The sequence below is a fragment of the Ilumatobacter nonamiensis YM16-303 genome, from assembly GCF_000350145.1.
Taxonomy (GTDB): Bacteria; Actinomycetota; Acidimicrobiia; order Acidimicrobiales; family Ilumatobacteraceae; genus Ilumatobacter_A; species Ilumatobacter_A nonamiensis.
The window spans coordinates 1-22,563 of record NZ_BAOL01000091.1; the positions used below are offsets into that span (position 1 = coordinate 1).

At 67.2% G+C, this 22,563-nt stretch carries 22 protein-coding genes; 4 read left to right on the forward strand and 18 right to left on the reverse strand.

What is annotated here, in order from left to right; translation table 11 throughout:
• Together ON45_RS10325 and ON45_RS10330 are read right to left on the reverse strand one after the other, a co-directional pair.
• A partial coding sequence (locus tag ON45_RS10325; RefSeq protein ID WP_040493646.1) for a cytochrome P450 occupies positions 1–1,218 on the reverse strand: 1,218 nt, incomplete at its 3' end.
• Between the two features lie 56 nt (positions 1,219–1,274).
• The gene (locus tag ON45_RS10330; protein WP_148288632.1) at positions 1,275–1,967 is read right to left on the reverse strand and encodes a hypothetical protein; all 693 of its coding nucleotides are present in this window, start codon (positions 1,965–1,967) and stop codon (positions 1,275–1,277) included.
• Between the two features lie 218 nt (positions 1,968–2,185).
• On the opposite strand from ON45_RS10330, the gene ON45_RS10335 reads away from it, so the two are divergent.
• From ON45_RS10335 to ON45_RS10345, 3 genes are read left to right on the forward strand one after another with little or no spacing between them, the layout of a single operon-like run.
• Complete coding sequence (locus ON45_RS10335) at positions 2,186–3,433, forward strand: thiamine pyrophosphate-dependent dehydrogenase E1 component subunit alpha (RefSeq protein WP_040493650.1); 1,248 nt, start codon at positions 2,186–2,188, stop codon at positions 3,431–3,433.
• Complete coding sequence (locus ON45_RS10340; RefSeq protein ID WP_162471539.1) at positions 3,430–4,443, forward strand: alpha-ketoacid dehydrogenase subunit beta; 1,014 nt, start codon at positions 3,430–3,432, stop codon at positions 4,441–4,443. The genes ON45_RS10335 and ON45_RS10340 overlap by 4 nt, the downstream gene beginning before the upstream one ends.
• Positions 4,440–5,720 carry a dihydrolipoamide acetyltransferase family protein gene (locus ON45_RS10345; protein WP_040493652.1) on the forward strand — a complete coding sequence of 427 codons (1,281 nt, stop codon included), beginning with the start codon at positions 4,440–4,442 and terminating at the stop codon, positions 5,718–5,720. Before ON45_RS10340 ends, ON45_RS10345 begins: the two co-directional genes overlap by 4 nt.
• A gap of 16 nt (positions 5,721–5,736) precedes the next feature.
• Here the strand turns inward: ON45_RS10345 and thpD are convergent, their stop codons facing one another.
• The 11 genes from thpD to ON45_RS10400 all read right to left on the reverse strand — a co-directional run bounded on the left by thpD (position 5,737) and on the right by ON45_RS10400 (position 16,101).
• Complete coding sequence (gene thpD / locus ON45_RS10350; protein WP_040493654.1) at positions 5,737–6,627, reverse strand: ectoine hydroxylase; 891 nt, start codon at positions 6,625–6,627, stop codon at positions 5,737–5,739.
• On the reverse strand, positions 6,624–7,061 hold the full coding sequence (locus tag ON45_RS10355; RefSeq protein WP_040493656.1) for an ectoine synthase: 438 nt from the start codon (positions 7,059–7,061) through the stop codon (positions 6,624–6,626). Before ON45_RS10355 ends, thpD begins: the two co-directional genes overlap by 4 nt.
• Entirely contained in the window at positions 7,058–8,413 is a 1,356-nt protein-coding gene (gene ectB / locus ON45_RS10360) for a diaminobutyrate--2-oxoglutarate transaminase (protein ID WP_051062859.1), read from the reverse strand. The genes ON45_RS10355 and ectB overlap by 4 nt, the downstream gene beginning before the upstream one ends.
• 139 nt (positions 8,414–8,552) lie before the next feature.
• Positions 8,553–8,981, reverse strand: a complete 429-nt coding sequence (ectA, locus tag ON45_RS10365) for a diaminobutyrate acetyltransferase (protein ID WP_051062860.1) — start codon at positions 8,979–8,981, stop codon at positions 8,553–8,555.
• A 255-nt stretch (positions 8,982–9,236) separates the two neighbouring features.
• Positions 9,237–10,400: an acyl-CoA dehydrogenase family protein gene (locus tag ON45_RS10370; protein ID WP_040493658.1), complete on the reverse strand. Its 1,164-nt coding sequence runs from the start codon at positions 10,398–10,400 to the stop codon at positions 9,237–9,239.
• Positions 10,401–10,445: 45 nt separating this feature from the next.
• Positions 10,446–11,087: an MSMEG_1061 family FMN-dependent PPOX-type flavoprotein gene (locus ON45_RS10375; protein ID WP_158412332.1), complete on the reverse strand. Its 642-nt coding sequence runs from the start codon at positions 11,085–11,087 to the stop codon at positions 10,446–10,448.
• The gene (locus ON45_RS10380) at positions 11,077–11,982 is read right to left on the reverse strand and encodes an ABC transporter ATP-binding protein (protein WP_051062862.1); all 906 of its coding nucleotides are present in this window, start codon (positions 11,980–11,982) and stop codon (positions 11,077–11,079) included. The genes ON45_RS10375 and ON45_RS10380 overlap by 11 nt, the downstream gene beginning before the upstream one ends.
• Positions 11,979–13,055 carry a FecCD family ABC transporter permease gene (locus ON45_RS10385; protein WP_051062863.1) on the reverse strand — a complete coding sequence of 359 codons (1,077 nt, stop codon included), beginning with the start codon at positions 13,053–13,055 and terminating at the stop codon, positions 11,979–11,981. Before ON45_RS10385 ends, ON45_RS10380 begins: the two co-directional genes overlap by 4 nt.
• Before the next feature lie 2 nt (positions 13,056–13,057).
• A complete protein-coding gene (locus ON45_RS10390) occupies positions 13,058–14,101 on the reverse strand; it encodes a FecCD family ABC transporter permease (RefSeq protein ID WP_040493660.1) in 1,044 nt (347 codons plus the stop codon).
• Positions 14,102–14,111: 10 nt separating this feature from the next.
• Complete coding sequence (locus ON45_RS10395) at positions 14,112–15,245, reverse strand: iron-siderophore ABC transporter substrate-binding protein (protein WP_040493662.1); 1,134 nt, start codon at positions 15,243–15,245, stop codon at positions 14,112–14,114.
• 232 nt (positions 15,246–15,477) lie between these two features.
• Positions 15,478–16,101 carry an acyl-CoA dehydrogenase family protein gene (locus tag ON45_RS10400; RefSeq protein ID WP_148288633.1) on the reverse strand — a complete coding sequence of 208 codons (624 nt, stop codon included), beginning with the start codon at positions 16,099–16,101 and terminating at the stop codon, positions 15,478–15,480.
• A gap of 15 nt (positions 16,102–16,116) precedes the next feature.
• Here ON45_RS10400 and ON45_RS22695 point away from each other — a divergent pair, with 15 nt between their 5' ends.
• Positions 16,117–16,320 (forward strand): TetR family transcriptional regulator C-terminal domain-containing protein, encoded by a 204-nt coding sequence (locus ON45_RS22695; RefSeq protein WP_148288634.1) that lies wholly within the window; start codon positions 16,117–16,119, stop codon positions 16,318–16,320.
• Between the two features lie 132 nt (positions 16,321–16,452).
• On the opposite strand, the gene ON45_RS10410 is transcribed toward ON45_RS22695, so the two are convergent.
• From ON45_RS10410 to ON45_RS10430, 5 genes are all read right to left on the reverse strand, one after another.
• Entirely contained in the window at positions 16,453–17,436 is a 984-nt protein-coding gene (locus ON45_RS10410) for an ABC transporter ATP-binding protein (RefSeq protein WP_040493668.1), read from the reverse strand.
• Complete coding sequence (locus tag ON45_RS10415) at positions 17,433–18,464, reverse strand: ABC transporter ATP-binding protein (RefSeq protein ID WP_051062865.1); 1,032 nt, start codon at positions 18,462–18,464, stop codon at positions 17,433–17,435. The genes ON45_RS10410 and ON45_RS10415 overlap by 4 nt, the downstream gene beginning before the upstream one ends.
• On the reverse strand, positions 18,461–19,510 hold the full coding sequence (locus ON45_RS10420) for an ABC transporter permease (RefSeq protein ID WP_083914736.1): 1,050 nt from the start codon (positions 19,508–19,510) through the stop codon (positions 18,461–18,463). Before ON45_RS10420 ends, ON45_RS10415 begins: the two co-directional genes overlap by 4 nt.
• On the reverse strand, positions 19,503–20,570 hold the full coding sequence (locus tag ON45_RS10425) for an ABC transporter permease (RefSeq protein WP_040493670.1): 1,068 nt from the start codon (positions 20,568–20,570) through the stop codon (positions 19,503–19,505). Before ON45_RS10425 ends, ON45_RS10420 begins: the two co-directional genes overlap by 8 nt.
• Before the next feature lie 68 nt (positions 20,571–20,638).
• Positions 20,639–22,468 carry an ABC transporter substrate-binding protein gene (locus ON45_RS10430; RefSeq protein ID WP_083914738.1) on the reverse strand — a complete coding sequence of 610 codons (1,830 nt, stop codon included), beginning with the start codon at positions 22,466–22,468 and terminating at the stop codon, positions 20,639–20,641.
• Positions 22,469–22,563 lie beyond the last annotated feature (95 nt).

Sequence of the window (22,563 nt, forward strand, 5' to 3'; positions counted from 1 at the left end):
CGGCAGGCTCTTGATCCCCGCCACGAGCGGGATCCCGGCCACGTCGAGCGGCACCGGATCGCCGGCGACCTCGATGTCGGGGAGACGCGCGAACAGGTCGCGGAACACGACGGCCAGTTCGCGTCGGGCGAGGTTGGCGCCCAGACAGAAGTGCGGTCCGGGCCCGCCGAAACCGAGGTGCGGGTTCGGGTTGCGCCGAACGTCGAAAACCTCGGGATCCGAGAACACTCCGGGGTCGCGGTTCGCCGCCCCGTAGAGCATCACGACCTTGTCCCCCTCGACGAAGTCGTGCCCCGACATCGTCAGGTCCCGCGTCAGCGTGCGCCGCATGAACGTGACCGGCGCGGAGTACCGCACGATCTCCTCCACCGCACTCGCGGTGACACCATCGACGTCGTTCTGCCAGATCGCGCGCTGCTCGGGGTGCTGCGACAGCAGGTTCATCCCATGGCTGATCGCCGTTCGGGTCGTGTCGTTCCCGGCGACCGCCAGGAGGATGAAGAACGGAGCGACCTCCTCGGGCGCGAGCATCTCGCCGTCGAGGTCATGGTGCACGAGCTTCGAGGTCAGGTCATCGGTCGGGTTCTCGCGCCGCTCCGCGGCGAGCTCGTTCATCAGTTCGGTCAGCTGCATGCCGGCACCGAACATCGCCATCAGCGGATCGCCGTCGCCGATGAACTCCGGATCCCCGCCGCTGAGAATGATGTTCGTCGCGTCGAGAACGGTCTGGAACTCACTCCTCGGGATGCCCATCATGTCGCAGATCACGAGCAGCGGGAACGGTTGCGAGAGCGCCGCGACGAGATCGACCTCGCCCTGCTCGCAGAAGTCGTCGATCACCTCACGCGAGATCGTCTCGACCGATTCCAGCACGTTGGCGAGATCGGTCGGCGTGAAGGTCTTGGCCACGATCGCACGTTGACGTTGGTGACGCGGATTGTCCATGTTGATGAACGATCCAAAGAACTCGAGCGCCTCCGGAGGGAGGTCGGCGATCGAGATCGCGCCCTGCGCGGAGCTGAAGTCCTTGGCGTTCTTGCTGATCGCGACGACCTCCTCGTACCGCGTCGCGACGAAGAACCGTTCGGTCTGCCCGATCAACTCGTTGTGGAACGACACCTCGGAGAACGGGCCGGACTCGCGGATCGCGATCGTCTCGGCCATCCGATCGTCGAGTGGCTGCTTCCAGAAGGACGGTTCGACGAGGCGTTGACTCATGACGCTCGATCGTACGACGGACGGCACCGGAGGACCGCTTCGCCGGCACTCGGGATTCAGCCCACGACGTTCACGTCGCACGCGACGAGCGCAGGCCGGGCCGCCTCGACCGCCGCCTCGGCCGCGGCAGGACCCTCGGCTTGGGCGCCGATGAGCTGTTTGGCGACCGCGGGGTCGAGTTCCTCCTCCAGGCACGAGCGTTGCGCCTCGTCGATCGCGCCGTCCCCGACGCCGACGGCCAGGAAGAAGTCCTTCGAGCACTCCCCCGACAACCCGAGCGCGAGCTCCTCTCCGAACGCTTCGCCGGCCGCGTCCGTCTCTCCGCCGGTGACGAGCGCATCGGCGAGGAGCAGGTTGAAACGGTCACGATCGATCTCGTCGGCCATGCAGTCGAGCGACCCCGCTTCCACGTTCAGGTCAGCGGCCACTCCGGCGACGACCACCGCACCGAAGTCGGCGCACTCACCGAACTGCGTTGCGAGCTGCTCGGTGAAGTCCGGTGCCAAGTCGATGGGGAGGAGGGTCAGCGCGCCGACCCGGGCGAAGTCGTCGGGGCTGACGTCGGCGGATTCCAGTTCGTCGACCCCGACCGACTCGACGGCGGCACGAGCCATGCACTCGGCCTCGTCGTCGGCAATCGGGAACGCTGGATCATCCGTGAGGTCGGCGAGCACGCCGTCGATGTACGCCTGAGCGGCAGTGCTCGGCTCCGCACTCGAATCCGGTGCGGCGCCGGTGTCGTTCGGCACCGCGGAATCGGTGCCCTCCGATTCGGAGTCCGAATCCGAATCGCTCCCCGAACACGCGGCGGAGGCAGCGACGAGGAGAAGGACGACGCAGCAGCGCAACATGAGAACGGACCGATCGGCCGTCGCGAGTGGGACGACCGTGACCGCACGGTAGCGCAGGCGGGTGGGCGGAACCATCGAGCGCGCGGAGCCGCGTAGTGTTGGCGACAAGGCCAGCGATGACAACCGACCGCGACGACACCGACCAACCACTCCGGCTCCGCATCCCCGAGCCCGCGCGCGGTCAGCACGCTCCGGATCGCGTCCGCTACATCAGTGCGGCGGGCGAGATGCAGAAGCCGGCGCTCGACGAGAAGGTGGAGCGCGTCGCGCTCATGCGCAAGCAGCTCGTCCGCGTCCTCGACGACGAGGGACGAGCCGTCGGCGATTGGGCGCCCGACATCTCGGTCGACGAGAAGCGACGCGGGCTCCGCAACATGATGCTCGTCCGCAGCTACGACGCTCGGCTCCTCCGTGCCCACCGCCAGGGCAAGACCTCGTTCTACATGCAGTCGCTCGGCGAGGAGGCGATCGCATGCGGACAGCAGCAGGCCCTGCTCCCCGGCGACATGCACTTCCCGACGTACCGCCAGCAGGGCCTGCTGATCTCGGCCGACTATCCCCTCGTCACGATGATGAACCAGGTGCTCTCGAACGAGCACGACCCGCTCCACGGCCGCCAACTGCCGGTGATGTACTCGTCGAAGGCCCACGGCTTCTTCACGATCTCCGGCAACCTGGCCACCCAGTACATCCAGGCGGTCGGCTGGGCGATGGCGTCGGCGCTGCGCGGCGGGACCGAGATCGCCGCGGCATGGATCGGCGAAGGTGCCACGGCCGAGTCCGACTTCCACGCCGCCCTCGTGTTCGCCTCGACGTACCAGGCGCCGGTCATCTTGAACATCGTCAACAACCACTGGGCGATCTCGACGCCGGAGGACTTCGCTCGCGGCGCATCGGCGACGTTCGCCGACCGGGGCTACGGCTTCAGCATTCCGGCGATCCGCGTCGACGGAAACGACTACCTCGCCGTCTACGCCGCGTCACAGTGGGCGGCCGAACGGGCGCGCAAGAACCTCGGCCCCACGCTGATCGAATGGATCACCCTGCGCGTCGGTGCGCACTCCACCTCCGACGACCCGTCGGTGTATCGGCCACCCGAGGAGACCGAACAGTTCCCGCTCGGCGACCCGATCCAGCGCCTCCGTCAGCACCTCGAGTTCCTCGACGAATGGGACGAGGAGCGCCACGTCGCGCTCCAGGCCGAAGTCGACACACAGGTCAACGAGGCGTTCGCCGAAGCCGACTCGCACGGGTCGGTGAAGACGGGCGACGTCGGAAGTGCCCGCACGATGTTCGACGACGTGTTCGCCGAACTCCCCCGCCACCTGCGCGAACAGCGAGACCGCGTCGAGGAGCTGTCGTGACCGCGATGACGATGATCGAGGCGATCCGTGACGCCCACATGGTCGCCATGGAGAGCGACGACCGCGTCGTCGTGTTCGGTGAGGACGTCGGCTACTTCGGAGGCGTCTTCCGTTGCACCCAGGGCCTCCAGGAACGCTTCGGAGACCACCGCTGTTTCGACTCGCCGATCAGCGAGGCCGGCATCGTCGGCGCCGCGGTCGGGATGGCTGCCTACGGTTTGCGGCCGTGCGTGGAGATCCAGTTCGCCGACTACGTGTATCCCGCGTACGACCAGATCGTGTCCGAAGCGGCCCGCGTGCGGCATCGTTCGGCGGGCGACTTCAGCGCGCCGATCGTCGTCCGCATGCCGACGGGCGGCGGCATCTTCGGCGGGCAGACGCACTCCCAGAGTCCCGAGGCGCTGTTCACCCACGTCTCCGGACTGAAGACGGTCGTGGTGTCGAACCCCCACGACGCGAAGGGCCTGTTGATCGCCGCGATCGAGGACGACGACCCCGTCGTCTTCCTCGAACCGAAGCGGGTCTACAACGGACCGTTCGACGGTCACCACGACCGGCCGATCGTGCCCTGGTCGAAGCATCCGCTCGGCGACGTTCCCGACGGCCACTACTCGATTGAGATCGGCAAGGCGCGTGTTCATCGCGAGGGAAGCGATCTCACGGTGCTCGCCTACGGAACCCTCGTCCACGTCGCGCAGGCAGCGGCCGAGGAGCAGGGAATCGATGCCGAGGTGATCGACCTGCGCACCCTCGTTCCGCTCGATGTCGATGCCATCGTCGAATCGGTCGAGAAGACCGGTCGATGTCTCGTCGTCCACGAAGCCACGCTCACCTCAGGCTTCGGAGCCGAACTGTGTGCCGTGGTGCAGGAACGCTGTCTCTTCCACCTCGAAGCTCCGATCCGACGGGTGTGCGGCTGGGACACGCCGTATCCCCATGCCCACGAATGGTCGTACTTTCCCGGCCCGGACCGCGTGGGCCGAGCGATGCGCGAGTTGTTGTCGACATGAGCGTGTTCGAGATGAAGCTGCCCGACGTGGGCGAGGGCGTCGCCGAGGCCGAGTTGGTCGAGTGGCTGGTCGCGGTCGGAGACACGGTCACGCCCGACACCGTGATCGCCGAGGTGCTGACCGACAAGGCCACGGTCGAGGTTTCGGCACCCGTCGACGGCGAAGTCGTCGCGCTGCACGGCGAGCCCGGCGACGTGCTCGCCGTCGGAAGCGACCTCATCGGCATCGAGACCTCCGCCGACCCCGACGAGATCGAGGCGCTGATCGACGACGAAGCCGATGCCGCCGCGCCGGCGGTCGTTCCCGACGACGACGACGACGACGGCGGCGGCGGCGACCCGACCGAGGAGATGGAACAACCCGTTGCATCGAGCGACACGGTCTCGGCGGACCAGGTGACCGCGGCACCGGCGGTGCGCGCCCGCGCGTCGTCGCTCGACCTCGATCTCGCGACGATCGACGGCACCGGACCGGACGGACGGATCACCCACGCCGACCTGGACCGCCGGCTCACACAGAGTTCTCGTCGCGCATCGGCCCGCCTGGCGCACACATCCGCGACGAGAACGCTGGATTCGGCGCCGGACGAGTCCCACTCCACGCCGGTCCGTGGCGTCCGTCGGCGAATCGCCGAACGACTGTCGACCGCGTGGAGCGAGATCCCCCACATCACGTATGTGGACGATGTCGACGTGACCGAACTCGAGCGGCTGCGGGCGACGCTGAACGACGACGCCGACGACACGCGGCTCACGATCCTCCCGTTCCTCGCGCGCGCGTTGGTGATCGCGCTGCACGAGCAGCCGGCGATCAACGCCCACTACGACGGCGAGTCGGAGACCCTGACCACGTTCGACGCCGTCCACCTCGGCATCGCGACACAGACCGACGACGGACTGAGGGTGCCGGTCGTGCGGCACGCCGAGGGACGCGACGTCTGGGATCTGGCGACCCAGATCGGCCGGGTGAGTTCCGCGGCCCGCGACGGTTCCGCGACGCGCGACGAACTCACCGGATCGACGATCACGATCACGTCGCTCGGCGCGCTCGGCGGGATCGCCACGACGCCGATCATCAACCCGCCCGAGGTCTCGATCATCGGTGTCAACAAGATGGAGACCCGACCGGTCTGGCTGAACGGATCGTTCCAGCCCCGCCAGGTGTTCAATCTCTCATCGAGCTTCGATCACCGGATGGTCGACGGATGGGACGCGGCCACGTTCGTCCAGCGCATCAAGGCGCTCCTGGAAACCCCCGCCCTGCTCTTCGTCGGCTGAGCCCGCCTGGGCTGGTTCAGCCGACCGGGAGCGGCGCGGCCGCGCGTTCCGCGATGTGCGCGGGACGCGGGGTGTCGGTCCCGAACGGTTCGACCAGAGCGTTCGACACCGCGTTGTACACGTAGAAGCCGTTCGTGCGGGCCACCGGTGAGATGTTGTCGGGCGAGCCGTGCATCACGTTGCAGTCGAAGAACGCGACCGACCCCGCAGGGGCGTCGAACTCCACGATGTCGCCCTCGGCGAGCAGTTCCTCGAGTGTGTCGAGGTCGGGGCTGCCGTGTTCCTGACGACGCAGCGAAGTGCGGTAGTTGTCGTCGGGTGTGTGGCCGGCGAACGCGACGTAGCGCAGGTGCGATCCCCGGATCAACAGCAACGGACCGTTCCACGAATGGTTGTCGGTGAGCGCGACCGAGCAGCTGACGGCACGCATCGCGGGCATCCCGTCCTCGACGTGCCACGTCTCGAAGTCGGAGTGCCACGAGAACGACTGCCCGTGCAGAGCCGGTTTGAGGTTCACCCGGCTCTGGTGCACGTACACCTGATCGTTCACGATCTGACGCGCCACTCCGGCCAACCGGTCGTCGGCTGCCAGTGAGCTGAACTGGGAGTCGGTCTTGTGGACCTGGAACAGCGAACGCAACGCACCCGAGTCGGGTTCGAGGATCGATTGTTCGCTCCCGGCGATCTCCGGGTTCGCGCCGAGCGCCTCGACGTCGTCCAGGCACGCTGCGACCGTGTCCTCGTCGAGCCAGTTCTGGAGGATGATGAAGCCGTCGGACTCGAACTGCGCCAGTTGATCCCGCGTGAGCGGTCCCGGCGCATCGACGCCGCCCCAGAGCACCGGCTCCTGACGGTCCAGCATGCGCTGTTCACCGCCCGTGCGGGAGGGATACGGGTCGGTCGTCATGACGGCTCACCTGCCGCGACGGGTTCACCGACCGTCTCCGCATCCGGGGTTTCGCGCAGCAACGGATAGACGCCGTTCTCGTCGTGGACCTCGCGTCCGGTGATCGGTGGGTTGAACACGCAGACGCACCGGAAGTCCTCGATCACCCGGAGTGTGTGGCGGTCGTGCTGGTCGAGGGCGTAGATCGAGCCCGGTCGCAGCTGGTGGGTCTCCCCCGTCGCGGCGTCGGTGATCTCCGCGTGCCCCTCGATGCAGTACACGGCCTCGAGATGGTTCTGATAGTGCATCTCGGTCACGGTGCCCGTGTAGAGCACGGTGTCGTGAACCGAGAAGCCCATCTTGTCCTTGGCGAGGAGCAGTCGTCGCGAGCGCCACGTTTCGGCGCGTACGTCGAGGTCACCGCCTTCGGTGTCGGCAAGGGTGCGGACGATCATGACGAGGTTCCTGCGGTCTGCGAGTCGGCCAGCAGACGCTGTCCGTCTTCCTCGACGGCCTGCTCGACCACGTCGCTGATGATGTCCAGGCCGCGCTGCAGCTCGTCGTCGCTGATCGTGAGCGGCGGCAGCAGCTTGACGACATCGTCGTCGGGTCCGGCGGTCTCCAGCAGGAGGCCACGCTCGAACGCACCGGCGCAGATGCGGGACGCGTCGTCGGCTTCCACGCAACGCACACCCTGGATGAGGCCGCGTCCGCGGTGGTCCTCGAAGAGGCCGGGGTGCTCGTCGACCAACGACGTCAGTGTCTTCTCGATCATCGACGCACGGCGACGCACGTCGAGGGTGAGCGCGTCGTCGCTCCACCACTGCTTCAAGGCAGCGGCAGCGGTGACGAACGCCAGGTTGTTTCCGCGGAACGTTCCGTTGTGCTCGCCCGGGGTGAACACGTCCCAGCGCGGATCGAGCAGCACGATTGCGAACGGAAGCCCGTATGCGCTGAGCGACTTCGACAGGCACACGATGTCGGGCTGGTCGTCCAGATCCATTTCGTCGAACGAGAAGAACGAACCGGTGCGACCGCAGCCGACCTGGATGTCGTCGACGATCAGGAGGACGCCGTGCTGCTTGCAGAGGCGTCCGAGTCGGCGCATCCAGTCCGCGGACGCGACGTTGACTCCACCTTCGGCCTGGACCGTCTCGACGATGACCGCCGCGGGAAGATCGACACCGCTGCCGGCGTCGTTGAGGAACGAGTCGAGCAGGTCGAGCGTGTCGAAGTCGTCGCCGTAGGTGTTCTCGAACGGCATCTTGACGGCGTTCGTCAGCGGCACACCGGCGCCGGCGCGCTTGGTCGAGTTGCCGGTCAACGCGAGCGATCCGAGCGTCATCCCGTGGAACGCGTTCGTGAAGCTGATCACGGTGTCACGGCCGGTGACCTTGCGAGCGAGCTTGATCGCGGCTTCGACCGCGTTGGTGCCGGTCGGCCCCGGGAACATCACCCGGTAGTCGAGATCGCGTGGCTTCAGGATCAGCTCCTCGAGCGTCAGCAGGAACTCCTCCTTGGCGCCCGACGCCATGTCGAGTGAGTGGGTGACGCCGCGGGCCGTGATGTACGCGACCAGTGCGTCGGTCAGCTCTGCGGGGTTGTGCCCGTAGTTGAGCGCACCCGCACCGGCGAAGAAGTCGAGGAACTCACGTCCGTCGCGATCGGTCTGGATCGCGCCCTGCGCGGTCTCGAAGACGGTCGGCCAACCGCGGCAGTAGGAGCGCACCTCCGATTCGAGACGTTCGAACGTGGAGAGGTCGTCGGCGGATGCCGTGGGATTCGTCGTGATCTCAGAGGTTGTCATGGTGGTGTTTCCTTTCATTCGCCTCGGCGTCGAGGTCGATGGGGAGCGTGAGGACGCGTTGGTGCGTCCGGCGAGTGGGTGAACAGACGCACCGGATGGCGGTGGTCGATCGTGGTGGAGTACGCGACTGACCGGACGGTCAGAAGGGACCGATGCGGAAGCGAACTTCCGGGTCGTGGGTGCCGGGGAAGTCGGCGGCGTCGAAGAGCTCTTCTTCGACGCATTCGGTGCGGCGTGACTCCGCGAACGCACGGAACAGTCCTTCCGACGCGTCGTTGCCCGGCGTCACGCTGGCTTCGAGGTAGCGCAAGCGCGGGATCGCCGGTCGATCGGCCAGCCCGTCGAGCAGCCGAGCGCCGAGGCCGAGGCCACGCCGTTCGGACGACACGGCGATCTGCCAGATGAACAGCGTGGACGGGTCGTCGGGCAATCGGAATCCGGTGACGAAACCGGCGATGTCGCCGTCGTCGTCGACCGCGACCGCACAGGTGCTGGCGTGGTACTCGACCAGCATGAGGTAGCTGTAGGGAGAGTTGGAATCGACTGCACCCTCCGCCAAGTGCCACATCTTGCTGGCATCTTCGCGAGTTGGGGTGCGCACCGTGATGCGCGTCGAATCGGACTGAGTGGATGAAGAAACTGGGATCACCGCCGGGGGGTTGGCTCGATTCCGACCATACCGAAACACTCCCGACACACAACAACGCGGACGAATCGTTGCCCGACGTTCATCCTCGGGCCACTGCCATGACAGGCCCGGACGGATGTCGTTACAGATGTCACTGTCCGGACATGGCGCGCTCGATCCGACGGATCGCTGACGTCAGGTGTCGTGGCGTCGACGGGCGGGTTCGAGGCGACGGGCGATGTTGATGAGGTGGATCTGGCTCGTCCCCTCGTAGATCCGCGCCGCGCGGACATCACGGTAGAACCGTTCGATTCCGCTCTCCTTCACGTACCCCTGGCCGCCGAAGATCTGGACGACTCGATCGGCGACGCGCCCGCACATCTCGGTGGCCAGGTACTTGCACATCGACACGGCCATCGTCACGTCGTCGCCGGCGTCGAAGGCACGCGCGGTCTGCAGAACCAGCGCGCGACTCGACTCGATGTCGACCTTGCACTCGGCGAGCATCGCCTGCACGAGTTGGTTGTCACCGATCGGGCGGCCGAACTGCTGGCGCCGACCCGAGTACTCGAGCGCTTCGTCGAGGAGCCGGATCGCCGGCCCGATCGAGAGTGCCGACAGGTTGAGGCGCTGCTTGTTCAGGGCCTTCATCAGGGTGGCGAACCCCACACCCGGCGTGCCACCGATGATCGACGATGCGGGGACGCGGCAGCCGTCGAGCACGATCTCGCCGATCGGCGCTCCCTCCTGGCCCATCTTCGGGGTCGGCTCGCCCGGCTGAAGCCCAGGCGTTCCGCGCTCGATCAGGAATGCCGAGATCCCCCTCGAGCCGCGTTCGTTGTCGTCGGTGCGAGCGAACACGGTGTACAGATCGGCGATCGGCGCCAGGGTGATGTACCGCTTGTGTCCGTCGACGACGTAATCGTCGCCGTCACGGATCGCACGCGTCCGCAGCGCCGTCGCGTCCGAGCCGGCGTGCTCCTCGGTGAGCGCGAGACACCCGAGACGGTCGCCGGCGGCGAGCGACGGGAGGTAGCGGTCCTGTTGTTCTCGGGTGCCGTCGCGGATGATGCACTCCGAACCGATCCCGGCGTTCGTGGCACCCACGACCCGGTAGGCCACCGAGCACTGCGTGAGCTCGATGAACGCGAGCGCGAGTTCCTCACCGGTGAGCCCGCTGCCGCCGAACTCCTCGGGAATGCTCCATCCGAACGTGCCGATGTCGCGCATCGCGTCCATCGCGATGTCGGGGATCTGATCCTCGCGTTCGACGCGGTCCTCGTTGGGGATCGCGATGTCGGTGACGAACGCGCGGGTCGCTTCCAGCAGTTCGTCGAGACGGGCCGGATCGCGGATCACACGGCGAACGTACCGAACCGGTGCCGCTGCCTGCGTGCCGTGCGTTCAGTCGTCGCGACCGCCCGCCACCCAGATGTGGTTGTCGTAGTAGTCCTTCAGACCCGCTTCGATGTCGTCGGCCGGGATGTCGGTGCCGAGGTGGTCCTTCAGGATCGCGGCTCCGGACGGTCGGGACTCGTCGTCGGGCCATGTGTCGGTGTCCCACAGCCCGCTGCGGCGCAACGCAGCCCCGCACTGGATGTAGCACTCCTGCACGGTCACGACGACGGCGGTCTTCGGCAGTCGACCGTCGATCGCGCACGCCTCGAGGATCTGCTGATCCTGGACGAGCGACGCCGATCCCGACAGCCGCAACGTCTCCAGCACACCGGGGACGATGAACAACATGCCGATGTCCGGCTGTTCGACGATGTTGCCGAACGAGTCGAGCCGGTTGTTTCCGGTGAGGTCGCCCCAGGCGAGCCGGTGCTCGTCGAGGACCCGCACGAAGCCGGGAGGGCCTCCACGCGGCGACGCGTCGCCGCGACCGTCCGTCGATGTCGCGAGAACGACGAACGGCGATCGGGCGATGAAGCCCGCGGCACCCTCGTCGATGTGGTCGATCACCTTGTCCAGAACCCCCTGTGCCGGCTCCCGATAGACGGTGCGCAGCTGTGCTCGGTCGGCGATCTGGTTCTCAATGTCCACGTCGGTCATCCTCTCCTCGGGTGCTGGGGCTCGGCGCCCACCGCTCACTCGACGCTACGTCGGCCGGACGGTCGGTGCTCGAATCGTTTCGGTGGTGCCGACCCATCGGCAGCATCAGCGGCTGGCCCGAGGTCGGGTCGACGATCACCCGGCTCTCGAGGCCGAAGACGGTCCGGATCATGTCGACCGTGAGCACCTGGTCGGGCGGGCCCGCAGCGTGGAGCCGACCGTCCGACAGAGCGATCAGATGGTCTGCGTACCGGGCGGCCATGTTCAGGTCGTGGAGCACCATCACGACCGTCGTCCCGCGGACCCGGTTCAGATCGGTGAGCAGGTCCAGGACTTCGACCTGGTGGCTCACGTCGAGGAACGTGGTCGGCTCGTCGAGGAGCAGGAGGTCGGTCTGCTGGGCGAGCGACATGGCGATCCAGACCCGCTGGCGCTGGCCGCCCGAGAGCTCGTCGACCGGCCGGTCCGCCAGGTCGACGGTCTCGGTCGCCTGGAGTGCCGCGGCGACCGCAATGTCGTCGTCCTTGCTCCAGCGGGAGAAGATCGACTGGTGCGGGTGGCGACCCCGCCCGACCAGGTCGGCGACCGTGATCCCTTCCGGCGCGATCGGCGACTGCGGCAACAGTCCGAGTGTGCGCGCCACCTCCTTGGCCGGAAGGCGATGGACCTGCTCACCGTCGAGCAGCACCTGACCGCGCTTCGGTGCCAGCAGCCGGGACATCGACCGCAGGAGGGTCGACTTACCGCAGGCATTGGGGCCGACGATCGCCGTCATCCGGCCGGGTGGAATGACGAGGTCGAGTGACTCGATGACCTCGCGATCGCCGTATCCGAGTTGCAGGTCGACGACCTCGAGCGAGTGAGTGCGCGACTGGGGTGGGGTCACAACGAGCCTCCGGCACGGTTGGTACGGACGATCAGGTAGATGAGATACGGAGCGCCGAGGACGCCGGTGATGACGCCGACCGGGTAGCGGGTATCGAACGCGAACTGGCCGCACAGATCGGCGACCTGGACGAGCAGTGCCCCGACGAGCGCCGACGGGATCAGCAGCGAGCCGGTCGTGCCCACGATGCGCGCGGCGATCGGCCCGGAGAGAAAGGCGACGAAGGCGATCGGGCCGCACGCTGCCGTGGCGAAGGCGATCAAACCGACGGCCGCGACGATGGCGATGATCCGAGTGCGTTCGACCCGCACGCCCAACGCTCCGGCGGTGTCGTCGCCCAGCTGGGTCATCGTGAGGTTGCGCGCCTGGATCAGCAGCACGGGCACGAGCACCGTCATCGCCACGAGCACGGGCACGGTGTCGGACCACGTCGAGCCGTTGAGACTCCCCGCCAGCCATCGCGTGGCCTGTTGCAGATCCCACTCGGCGGCCTGCGACAGCACGTACGCGGTGACGCTGTTGAGCATTGCGGCGATCCCGATTCCGATGAGGATCAGGCGCGTGCCGGCCACCCCGTCCTTGAACGACAGTGTGTACACGAGCAACGCCACGCCGAGTCCGGCAGCGATCGCGAAGATCGACACCTGCGTCTCGCTCAGCGAGAGCATGACGATCGCGAACGCGGCCGCCGCTCCGGCTCCCGACGTGATGCCGATGATGTCCGGGCTGGCCAACGGATTTCGGAGCATCGTCTGGAACGTCACGCCGCCGAAGCCGAAGCACGCTCCCGCCGCGACGGCCAGGACTCCCCGCGGGAGCCGCAGGCGACCAACCGTGAACGTCGCACCGTCGACCTCGTGGCCGAGGATCACCCGGACGACCTCCGAGGGCGAATAGAAGGTGTTGCCGACCATCAGGGTGATCGCGAAGACGACGATGACGCTGACCCCGAGCAGCGCGATCACCACGCGGCGACGGACCGAGCGACGCGCACGGCTCCGCGCCACCGACTCGGCGATCGCGTCGACTCGACGATCGATGCGATCATCGGTCACCGCTTCGAGCACCTCCATGCTCACAGCTCACGCACCTTCTGCCGACGGACGATGTAGATGAACACGGGCGCTCCGAGGAACGCCGTGATGATCCCGACGTCGATCTCCTGCGGACGGGCGATCACGCGACCGACGACGTCACCGGCCGTCAGCAGCGCGGCACCGATCACCGCGGACATCGGCAGCACCCACCGGTGGTCAGCACCGAAGAGCATCCGGCACGCGTGCGGGACCACCAGACCGACGAACGCAATCGGTCCGGCGATGGCCGTCGAGGCACCGCACAGGACGACCGCGCCGAATGCGGCCACCGCGCGGGTGACGGCGACGTTCTGACCGAGGCCCGCCGCGAGCTCGTCGCCGAGGGCCAGCGAGTTGAGGCCGCGAGCCGAGAGCACGCAGATCACGAAGCCGACCGCGAGGAACGGCACCATGTAGCCGAGCTTCTCGTAGGTGGCACCACCGACGCCGCCGATCTGCCACGAGGTGACACCCCCGGCGATGTCGTTGCGCCCCAGGACGACCCCACTCACGAGCGATGCGAACGCCGCAGAGCTCGCCGCCCCCGCGAGCGCGAGTTTCAGCGGCGTGGCGCCACCGCGTCCGAGCGATCCGACCGCGTAGACGAACACGGCGGAGGCGGCCGACCCGGCGATCGCGACCCAGATGAAGCTGGTCGGTGACGTCATCTGGAAGTAGGCGATGCCGATCACGACGGCGAGCGACGCGCCCATGTTGACCCCGAGGATCCCCGGGTCCGCGAGCGGATTGCGGGTGACGCCCTGCATTACCGCGCCGGCCAGTGCAAGGGCGGCACCGACGAGCACGGCGAGCAGTGTGCGCGGGATCCGCTTGCTGACCGCAGCCTCGCCCAACGTGTCCTGGGCACCTCCGAGGGCCGCCCACACCTCCGACCAGCTGACCGCTCGCGAGCCGATCGCGACCGACGCGAGCATCACGACGAGCAGGACTCCGACCGCGACAAGAAGCCAGGCCGCGCGCGCCCGAGCCGGACGCCGCAACACGGCGACGTCCGGCTCGGTCCGGTGGTCGAGAACGGTCACCTGTCCCGGTTCACTCGACCTGGTCGGCGGCCTCGGCGAGCATCGCGACGTAGTCGTCCAGCACCCACGAGAGCGACAAGGGGGTCGGGTTCGCGGCGGTCGCCAACGGGGTACTGCCGTTGAAGAACACGACAGAGCCCCGCTCGAGTGCCGGGATCTTGGAGGCCAACGGGTCGGCCTGCAGGGCGCCGATCAACTCGCCGTTCTCGTCGCCGTAGCCGACGATGATGTCGACCTCGTCGAACACCTGGATCTGCTCGGTGCTCTGCGACATCGAGAACTGGTCGGTGCCCTCGGACGCCTCGGCGACGACGTCGGCGATCTCGAGGCCGAGATCCTCGAAGAACTGCACCCGGGTGTCGAGGCTCGTGTAGAAGCCGACTTCGCTCAGGTCGGTCGGGTCGAGGTGACCGGCGAACATCGCGGACTTCCCCTCGATCTGCGGGTACTCGGCGACCGAGTCCTCGATCTGCTGTTCCAGTTCTGCGATCAGCGCATCGCCCTCCTCGGCCATACCCATCGCTTCACTGTTGAGTTCGATGATCTCGCGCCACGGGGTCGCCCACGCCGCTTCCGGATACGCGACGACCGGGGCGATCTCGCTGAGCGTGTCGAAATCCTCCTGGGTGAGCCCGGAGTACGCCGCGAGGATCACGTCGGGATCGGTGTCGGCCACCGCCTCGAAGTCGATGCCGTCGGTCTCGTCGAACAGGACCGGTGTCTCGGCACCCAGCTCCTCGAGTTCCTCGGTGACCCAGGGCAGTAGTCCGTCGCCGTCGTCGTCACCGAAGTTCGCTGCCGCCATGCCCACCGGCACCACGCCGAGTGCGAGCGGCACTTCGTGGTTGGCCCAGTTCACGGTGGCGACGCGCTCGGGCTGCTCCTCGATGGTCGCCGTTCCGAGCGCCGTCTCGATCGTGATCGGCGTCCACTCAGCGCCGTCGTCGGACGCTGCATCCTCGCTCGTCTCCGACTCCTCGCCGTCGGCCGTGTCGTCCGCGGTCGTGTCGTCGGTCGCGGGGGCGTCGCTGGAAGCCGATTCGGCGACATCGTCACTGGACGCGTCGTCCGAACCGCAGGCGGACACCGCCAGTGCGATCGACGCGGCGGCGGAGACGGCGAGAACTCTTCGGGCTGGGGTCATGGCATTCCTTCGGTTGGGGGGTGAGTACCAGCTACTCGGTCGAGCACGCTCGACACGGAGTATTAGGTCTGCCTAACTCTAGGTGTACCGCACCACACCATCAAATGAGAAACCACCATCGCCATCCGTTCTCGTCGCGGATGCACCCGCATTGCGGGCAGAAACGCGACGAGAACGGTGGGCCGGGGGGATGAGACGCGCCGGGCGGGGGACGCGGCGCGGCGGACGATCGTCAGCGGGGGAGGCCGAGGATGCGTTCGGCGATGATGTTGCGCTGGATCTCGCTGGACCCGCCGGCGATCTTCATCCCGGGGGCATAGAGGAAGCGTTCCGTCCGCTCGTCGAGCAACAGCCCGTTGGCGTCACGCAGCTTGTTCTCGAGGATCTCGGCGTCGAACTCCAACTCGGTGCGCATCAGCTTGGCGGCCGAGGACAGGGCGGGGCCACCGCCGGAGCGCATCAACATCGTCTTCAACGCGTGCCCGCGCACGAGCAGGCGAACCAACTCGTCGCCGAGAACGCGATCGTCGCCCTTCAGTGACGCGAGGTGGGCGAGGCGTCGCTCGAGGCTGATCAGCCCGGCCGTTCCGCTGGAGCCGCGCTCGTCCTGGAGCACCTGCATCGCGACGAGCCAGCCGCCGTATTCCGGTCCGAGCATCGCGTCGGTCGGCATGGGCACGTCGTCGAGGAAGACCTCACAGAACTCCTCGTCACCGGTCATCTGCTTCAGCGGACGCACGTCGACGCCCGGCGCGTGCATGTCGAGCAGGAAGAACGGATGGCGCGGTGCCCCGTCACGTCGGGATCGGTCCGCGCGAGCATGATCCCGAACTCGGCGTGCTGCCCGTTCGAGCACCACACCTTCTGTCCGTTGACGAGGAATCGATCGCCGTTTTCGCAGGGGGTCGACGACGGCTCGGTCCGACCCGATGTCGATCCCCAACAGCGCGCCGTCCTGATCGTGTCGATCCTCCGTGGTCTCGCCTACCAGTGGCTGCTCGAACCTGACGCGGTCGACCTCGTCGCCGCGTACGACGAGATCATCGACCTCGTCGCGACCACGCTCGCCCCCTGAACCCCGCACACCCCCTTCCCGGACCTCGAGTCAGTCGACACGGCCCGACCCCACCCTCCGTTCTCGTCGCGATTCCGCCCGGTTGCCGGGCACGAGCGCGACGAGAACCGATGGTGGGGTCGGGCGAGAACGTCAGGTGCGGAGGAGGCAGGCGGCCAGGTGTGCGCTGTCGTCGGCGACCGGCTTCAACTCGGGTTCGGTGATCTCGCAGCGGCCCTCTTCGGCGATCGGGCAGCGGGTGTGGAACAGGCAGCCCGACGGCGGCGCGATCGGGCTCGGCGGATCGCCTTGGAGGAGGATCCGTTCACGCCGACGCGTCGGGTCCGGGATCGGGATCGCCGACAGCAGAGCTTCGGTGTAGGGATGCGTCGGGCGGTCGAAGAGGTCGTCACGGCTGGCGACCTCGACGATCTTGCCGAGGTACATCACCGCGATCCGTTCACACACGTGCTCGACGACGCTGAGGTCGTGGGCGATGAACAACAGCGTCAGGTTGAGCTCCTGCTGCAGGTCCTTCAGGAGGTTGAGGATCTGCGACTGGATCGAGACGTCGAGCGCCGACACCGGTTCGTCGAGGACCAGCAGGCGCGGGTTGACGGCGAGCGCGCGTGCGATCCCGACCCGCTGGCGTTGGCCGCCGGAGAACTCGTGTGGGAACCGCCGACCGTGATATTTCTCGAGGCCGACGAGTTCGAGCACCTCGTCGAGGCGCTTCTGTCGGTCCTTCCTGCCGACGCCCTGGGCACGCAGGCCCTCCGTGATCGATTCGGCGACGCTCGTGCGGGGATCGAGTGACGAGAACGGGTCCTGGAAGATCAGTTGCATCTGTGAACGCCGACGGCGCAGATCGCGCATCGGCGTGTGCGTGATGTCGTCACCGTCGAAGACGATGGTCCCCTCGTCGGGTTCCTCGAGCCGCAGCAGAACCCGGCCGAGCGTCGACTTTCCCGAGCCGGATTCGCCGACCAGCCCGACCGCTTCGCCCTCGAACACCTCGAGGTCGACACCGTCGACGGCGCGCACCTCGCCCACGGTGCGCTGCAGCGCACCGCTCCGCACCGGGTACCGCCGTTCGATTCCCGACAGCCGGAGCAACGGTTCGTCGGTCGCGGTCACTCCGGCACCTCTTGGTGGAGCCAGCAACGGACGGTGTGGCCAGGCTCGACCTCGATCAGATCGGGCAGCTTCGTCCAGCAGATCTCGAGTTCGTTGTCGACGCGCGCCTGGCACCGGCTCGCGAACCGACATCCGCTGTCGGGCTCGATGAGGTTCGGCACCTGCCCGGGAATGACGTCGAGTCGCTCGCGTCGGGCACCCGCCACCGGGATCGAACCGAGCAGGCCGACGGTGTAGGGGTGCTTCGGCTCGGCGAACAGGTCGATCGTCGTGGCCTGCTCGACGATCTGGCCGGCGTACATCACGGCGACCCGATCCGCCGTCTCGGCGACGACCCCGAGATCGTGGGTGATCAACACGATCGCCATCCCGAGTTCGGACTGGAGTTCGGACATCAACTCGAGGATCTGCGCTTGGATCGTGACGTCGAGGGCCGTGGTCGGCTCATCGGCGATCAGCAGTTCGGGCCCCGATGCGAGCGCCATCGCGATCATCACGCGCTGCGCCATTCCTCCCGACAGTTCGTGCGGGTATGCCCCGGCACGCTGCTCGGGGTCGGAGATGCCGACCCGCCGAAGCGCTTCCACCGCGCGTTCCACGCCGAGCTTGCGCTTCAACCCTTCGTGGATCTCGAACACCTCCGAGATCTGCACGCCGGCGCTGTACACGGGATTCAGCGAAGCGTTCGGCTGCTGGAAGATCATCGAGATCTGATCGCCGCGGATTTCGCGCATCTCACTCGCGGATTTCTCGCCGAGGTTCTCCCCCTTGAAGAGCACCTCACCCTCGACGATCCGACCGGGCTCGCTGATGAGTCGGAGCACCGACATCGACGTCACCGACTTGCCGCAACCGGACTCACCCACCAGCCCGAGCACCTCCCCGCGCCGGACCTCGAGATCGACGCCATCGACCGCCTGCACGATGCCGTCACGCGTGAAGAAGTAGGTGCGGAGCCCGCGGATCTCGAGCAGTGGTTCCTCGTCCGGGTCGTCCTTCGTCGGCGGGGTCGCTGGCTGATCGGTCATAGGTTGAGCCTCGGGTCGAGCGCATCGCGCAGACCGTCGCCGAGCAGGTTGAACGCGAGCACGTTCCACATGATCGCGATGCCGGGGAAGAACACCAGGTGCGGCGCCGTGAACACCTGGTTGCGTTCGGCGGCGAGCATCGAACCCCATTCGGCCGTCGGTGGCTGGACCCCGAGACCGAGGAACGACAGCGCCGCGATCTCGAGGACGGCCGTGGCGACACCGAGGGTGGCCTGCACGATCAGCGGCGTGAGCGAGTTCGGCAGGATCCGGTGCCAGATGATCCGCGGGGTCGACACGCCGAGTGCGATGTCCGCCTTCACGAAGTCCGACTCGCGCAGCGACACGACGGTCGACCTGACCACGCGCGCGTAGATGGGGATCGACACGATCGAGATCGCGAAGATCGCGTTGACCAGACCCGGTCCGAACACCGTGACGATGAAGATCGCGAGCAGCAGCGACGGGAAGGCGAGCAGCACGTCCATCAGGCGCATCAACACGCTGTCGGCCCAACGTCCGTAGTACCCGGCGACGAGCCCGATGGCAGTGCCGATCACCACGGCGAACAACACCGCGCCGACACCCGCAGCCAGCGAGACGCGAGCGCCGAACAGGATGCGGCTGAACTCGTCGCGACCGTTGCCGTCGGTGCCGAGGATGTGTTGCGGTGTGTCCTCGGCACAGCCGAACAGATGGATACACGGCGCGTCGCGCGGCGTGACACCCTGCCCGAGCAACACCTCGTTCGGGTCGTACGGCGCGATGAGCGGAGCGAACACCGCGACCAGCACGAGGATGCCGAGCATCACCATGCCGACCACGGCGGACTTCTTGCGGAGCAGCTGGCGGAACGCATTCCCCCACAGACCGCGAGCGGGTTGCACCTCGAGGGGGTCGGGCACCTTGCGGCGCCAACGTCCGGCGCCGCTGCGCGCTGCCCGGAGCTCACGTTCGACCTCGGTCGCATCACCGGCGAAGTCCGGCTTCGGGACCGGCGCGGCGGTCGCGAACGTGGACGGTTCGGACGCGTGCTCGTCAGGCATCGGCCGACCTGACTCTCGGGTCGAGATAGGTGTACATGATGTCGACGACCATGTTCACCAGCACGAACGCGACGGCGATGATCAAGGTGAACCCCTGCACGACGGTGTAGTCGCGGGACTCGATCGCATCGAACAGGGTCTTGCCGACACCGCTGAGGTTGAAGATCGTCTCGGTGAGGATCGCACCACCCATGAGCGCTCCGAGGGACAGACCGATCACGGTGATCACCGGCAGCATCGCGTTGCGGAGCCCGTGGCGCAGGACGACCATTCGCTCCTTCTGCCCCTTGGCGCGAGCCGTGCGGACGTAGTCGAGCCCGAGCACGTCGAGCAACGACGAGCGCGTCATCCGGGCGATGATCGCGAGTGGGATCGTCGCAAGCGCGACCGCCGGCAGGATCAGGTGGGTGAATGCGCTCCAGAACGCATCCCAGTTCAACGTGAGGATCGCGTTGACGATCACCAGGTTCGAGATGAACTCGAAGACGCCGTTTTCGGGAAGGCCCCACTTCTCCCAGAACGGCTCCGGCAGCATCCCGGCATCGAGTCGACCCGAGGGTGGGAGCGAGAGGAACGTGTCTTTGAGTTGCACGGCGAAGAGGTACTGCAACATCAGTCCGAGCCAGAACACCGGCATCGAGACGCCGATGTTGGCGCCGACCATCGTGGCCACGTCGACCTTGGAGTTGTGCCGATACGCCGAGATCACACCGAGCGGCACGCCGACGAACACGGCGATGGTGAGCGCCGCAACCGAGAGTTCGATCGTGGTCGGGAGGCGCTCGATCATCAGATCGGTCACCGGCTTGTTGAACCGGAACGAGGTGCCGAGGTCGCCCTGCAGCACGTCGCCGATGTAGATCGCGAACTGGGCGGGGATCGAACGATTGAGCCCGTACCGCTCGTTGTAGGCGTTGCACACCTCCTCGGTGGCGCGTTCGCCGAGCGCCGCGATGCACGGGTCACCCGGAATCAACCGAGCGATCGCGAAGACCACCGCGAGGATCCCGAGCAGTACCGGGATCGCCGTCAGCAGTCGACGCAGGATGAAGCGACCCACTCAACGACCTCGATGCAGAACCGACCGGGACGGGCCGACACTCGGTCCGCCCCGGTCGCTCGAGTGGATCAGCCCTCCTCCTCCTCTGGGGCGTTCAGGAAGCCGAGGAAGTCGGCGCTGAAGTAGTAGAAGGTGCCCTCACGGCCGACGTGGAGCGGGCTGGCCGCATCCCACTGGGCGACGTAGGTCGCCACGACGTCGTTGGCGTCGAGCGGGTTGCCGTTGTGGAACGTGACCCCGTCGCGCAGGGTGAACGTCCAGACCGTGCCGTCCTCGTTCGATTCCCACGACTCGGCGAGGGCCGCCTCGACCGCTGTGCCGCCGACCTCGTACGAGAGCAGCGATTCGTTGATCTGTTCGCACGCTCGCAGCGACTCGCCGTCGGTCTCGTCGGCGCAGTACAGGCCGATCGGCTCGGCGTTCTGCATCCACACGAACGTGTCGCGGTCACCCGGTTCCATCACCGAGAACCGCTCGTTGCCGAGCGGGCTCGCCTGGGCGTTGGTGACATCCGCGCGGTAGGCGGTGCCCGAACCGCCGTGGGCGACGGGAACCATGGGGACGTGCTCCTTGATGAGCTCGGTCGCCTGCATGTAGATGTCGAGGCGCTCGTCCGGGTCGTTGACCTGACCACCTTCGGTCAGCAGCGCCTGGATGTCCTCGAACCCCTCACCGAACTGGTCGGATGCACCGACGCCGAAGTGGAAGTCGAGGAAGTTGGTGGCGTCCGGGTAGTCGGCGCCCCAACCGAGCATGTACATCGGCAGTTCACCGGCGGCCGAGGCGTCGAGGAACGCTCCCGACTCCATGACCTCGACGGTCACGTTGATGCCGATCGCGGAGAGCTGATCCTGGATGTCGACACCCACCGTGCCGGGCGACGGCAGGTAGCTGCGCACGACGTCGCGGTAGTTCAAGGTGACGTCGAAACCGTCTGCGTACCCGGCCTCGGCCATCAGCTCGCGCGCCATGTCGAGGTCGACGTCGTACCACGTCGGCTCCTCGGTGTACCCGAAGATCGACGACGGCAGGAACTGATCGGCGACGCTGGACCCCGGCGGGTAGAACGCGTCGACGATCCGCTGACGGTCGAGCGCCATCGCGATGGCCTGACGGACCCGCTCGTCGTCGAACGGTGGGATGTCCCGGTTGAGGCCGAGGTAGAAGACGTTGGTGCCCTCACGCTCGAGCAACTGCAGCGTGTCGTCCGACGAGATCACCTCGAAGTCGTCACGACCCGGATTGTCGATGCCATCGACCGAACCGGACTGGAGCTCGACGAGCCGCTGGGCGGCTTCTTCGCTCCATCGGAAGACGAGCGTGTCGGAGCCCGCTGCGTCGCCCCAGTAGTCGGGGTTGGCGCTCATCACCAGCTGGTTGCCGCGGTCCCACTGTTCGAGCATGTACGGCCCCGTGCCCACCGGGTTCTCGAACAGCTCGGGGCCACCGCCGCCGGTCTCCTCGAGGACCTCATCGGGCCAGATGCCGAACGCCGAGAACGCGACCTTCGACTCGAAGGCCACGTCTGGCTGGCAGAGCGTGAACTCGACGGTCAGTTCGTCGACCGCGGCGATCGTGTCGAACAGGCCGCCGTAGTCGCAGTCGGGCGCGGACACCGACATCGGCTCGAAATCGCCGCTGGCGGCGGCGTCACCGTCGTCATCACTGTCGTCGGCATCGTCGTCGGACGCCTCGGTGTCCTCCGTGGCGGGCTCGGTGTCTTCGGTCTCCTCGGCGTCGTCCGACGCTTCGGTGTCCTCCGATTCGGCGTCGTCGGGCGCAACCGACTCCGCGGTGTCGGCGTCGGACGCATCGTCCGACGAGTCGTCGTCGCTTCCGCATGCACCGACGACGAGCGCCAACGCAGCGGACGCTGCCAAAAGTTTCCGTGAACGCATGTTGAATCCCCTTCGATTCCCGCCCGGCTCCGGTATGACGAACGGCACACTACTGCACTCCGGGTGGGGCGGATTCCAACACGCGCCGACCCACG

Excerpts from the sequence above, each read along its gene's own strand:
- ON45_RS10345 (WP_040493652.1), top strand. The coding sequence starts at position 4,440 with ATGAGCGTGTTCGAGATGAAGCTGCCCGACGTGGGCGAGGGCGTCGCC.
- ectA (WP_051062860.1), bottom strand. The coding sequence starts at position 8,981 with ATGTGGCACTTGGCGGAGGGTGCAGTCGATTCCAACTCTCCCTACAGC.
- ON45_RS10335 (WP_040493650.1), top strand. The coding sequence starts at position 2,186 with ATGACAACCGACCGCGACGACACCGACCAACCACTCCGGCTCCGCATC.
- ON45_RS10395 (WP_040493662.1), bottom strand. The coding sequence starts at position 15,245 with ATGACCCCAGCCCGAAGAGTTCTCGCCGTCTCCGCCGCCGCGTCGATC.
- ON45_RS10430 (WP_083914738.1), bottom strand. The coding sequence starts at position 22,468 with ATGCGTTCACGGAAACTTTTGGCAGCGTCCGCTGCGTTGGCGCTCGTC.
- thpD (WP_040493654.1), bottom strand. The coding sequence starts at position 6,627 with ATGACGACCGACCCGTATCCCTCCCGCACGGGCGGTGAACAGCGCATG.
- ON45_RS10385 (WP_051062863.1), bottom strand. The coding sequence starts at position 13,055 with ATGGAGGTGCTCGAAGCGGTGACCGATGATCGCATCGATCGTCGAGTC.
- ectB (WP_051062859.1), bottom strand. The coding sequence starts at position 8,413 with ATGACAACCTCTGAGATCACGACGAATCCCACGGCATCCGCCGACGAC.
- ON45_RS10420 (WP_083914736.1), bottom strand. The coding sequence starts at position 19,510 with ATGCCTGACGAGCACGCGTCCGAACCGTCCACGTTCGCGACCGCCGCG.
- ON45_RS10415 (WP_051062865.1), bottom strand. The coding sequence starts at position 18,464 with ATGACCGATCAGCCAGCGACCCCGCCGACGAAGGACGACCCGGACGAG.
- ON45_RS10355 (WP_040493656.1), bottom strand. The coding sequence starts at position 7,061 with ATGATCGTCCGCACCCTTGCCGACACCGAAGGCGGTGACCTCGACGTA.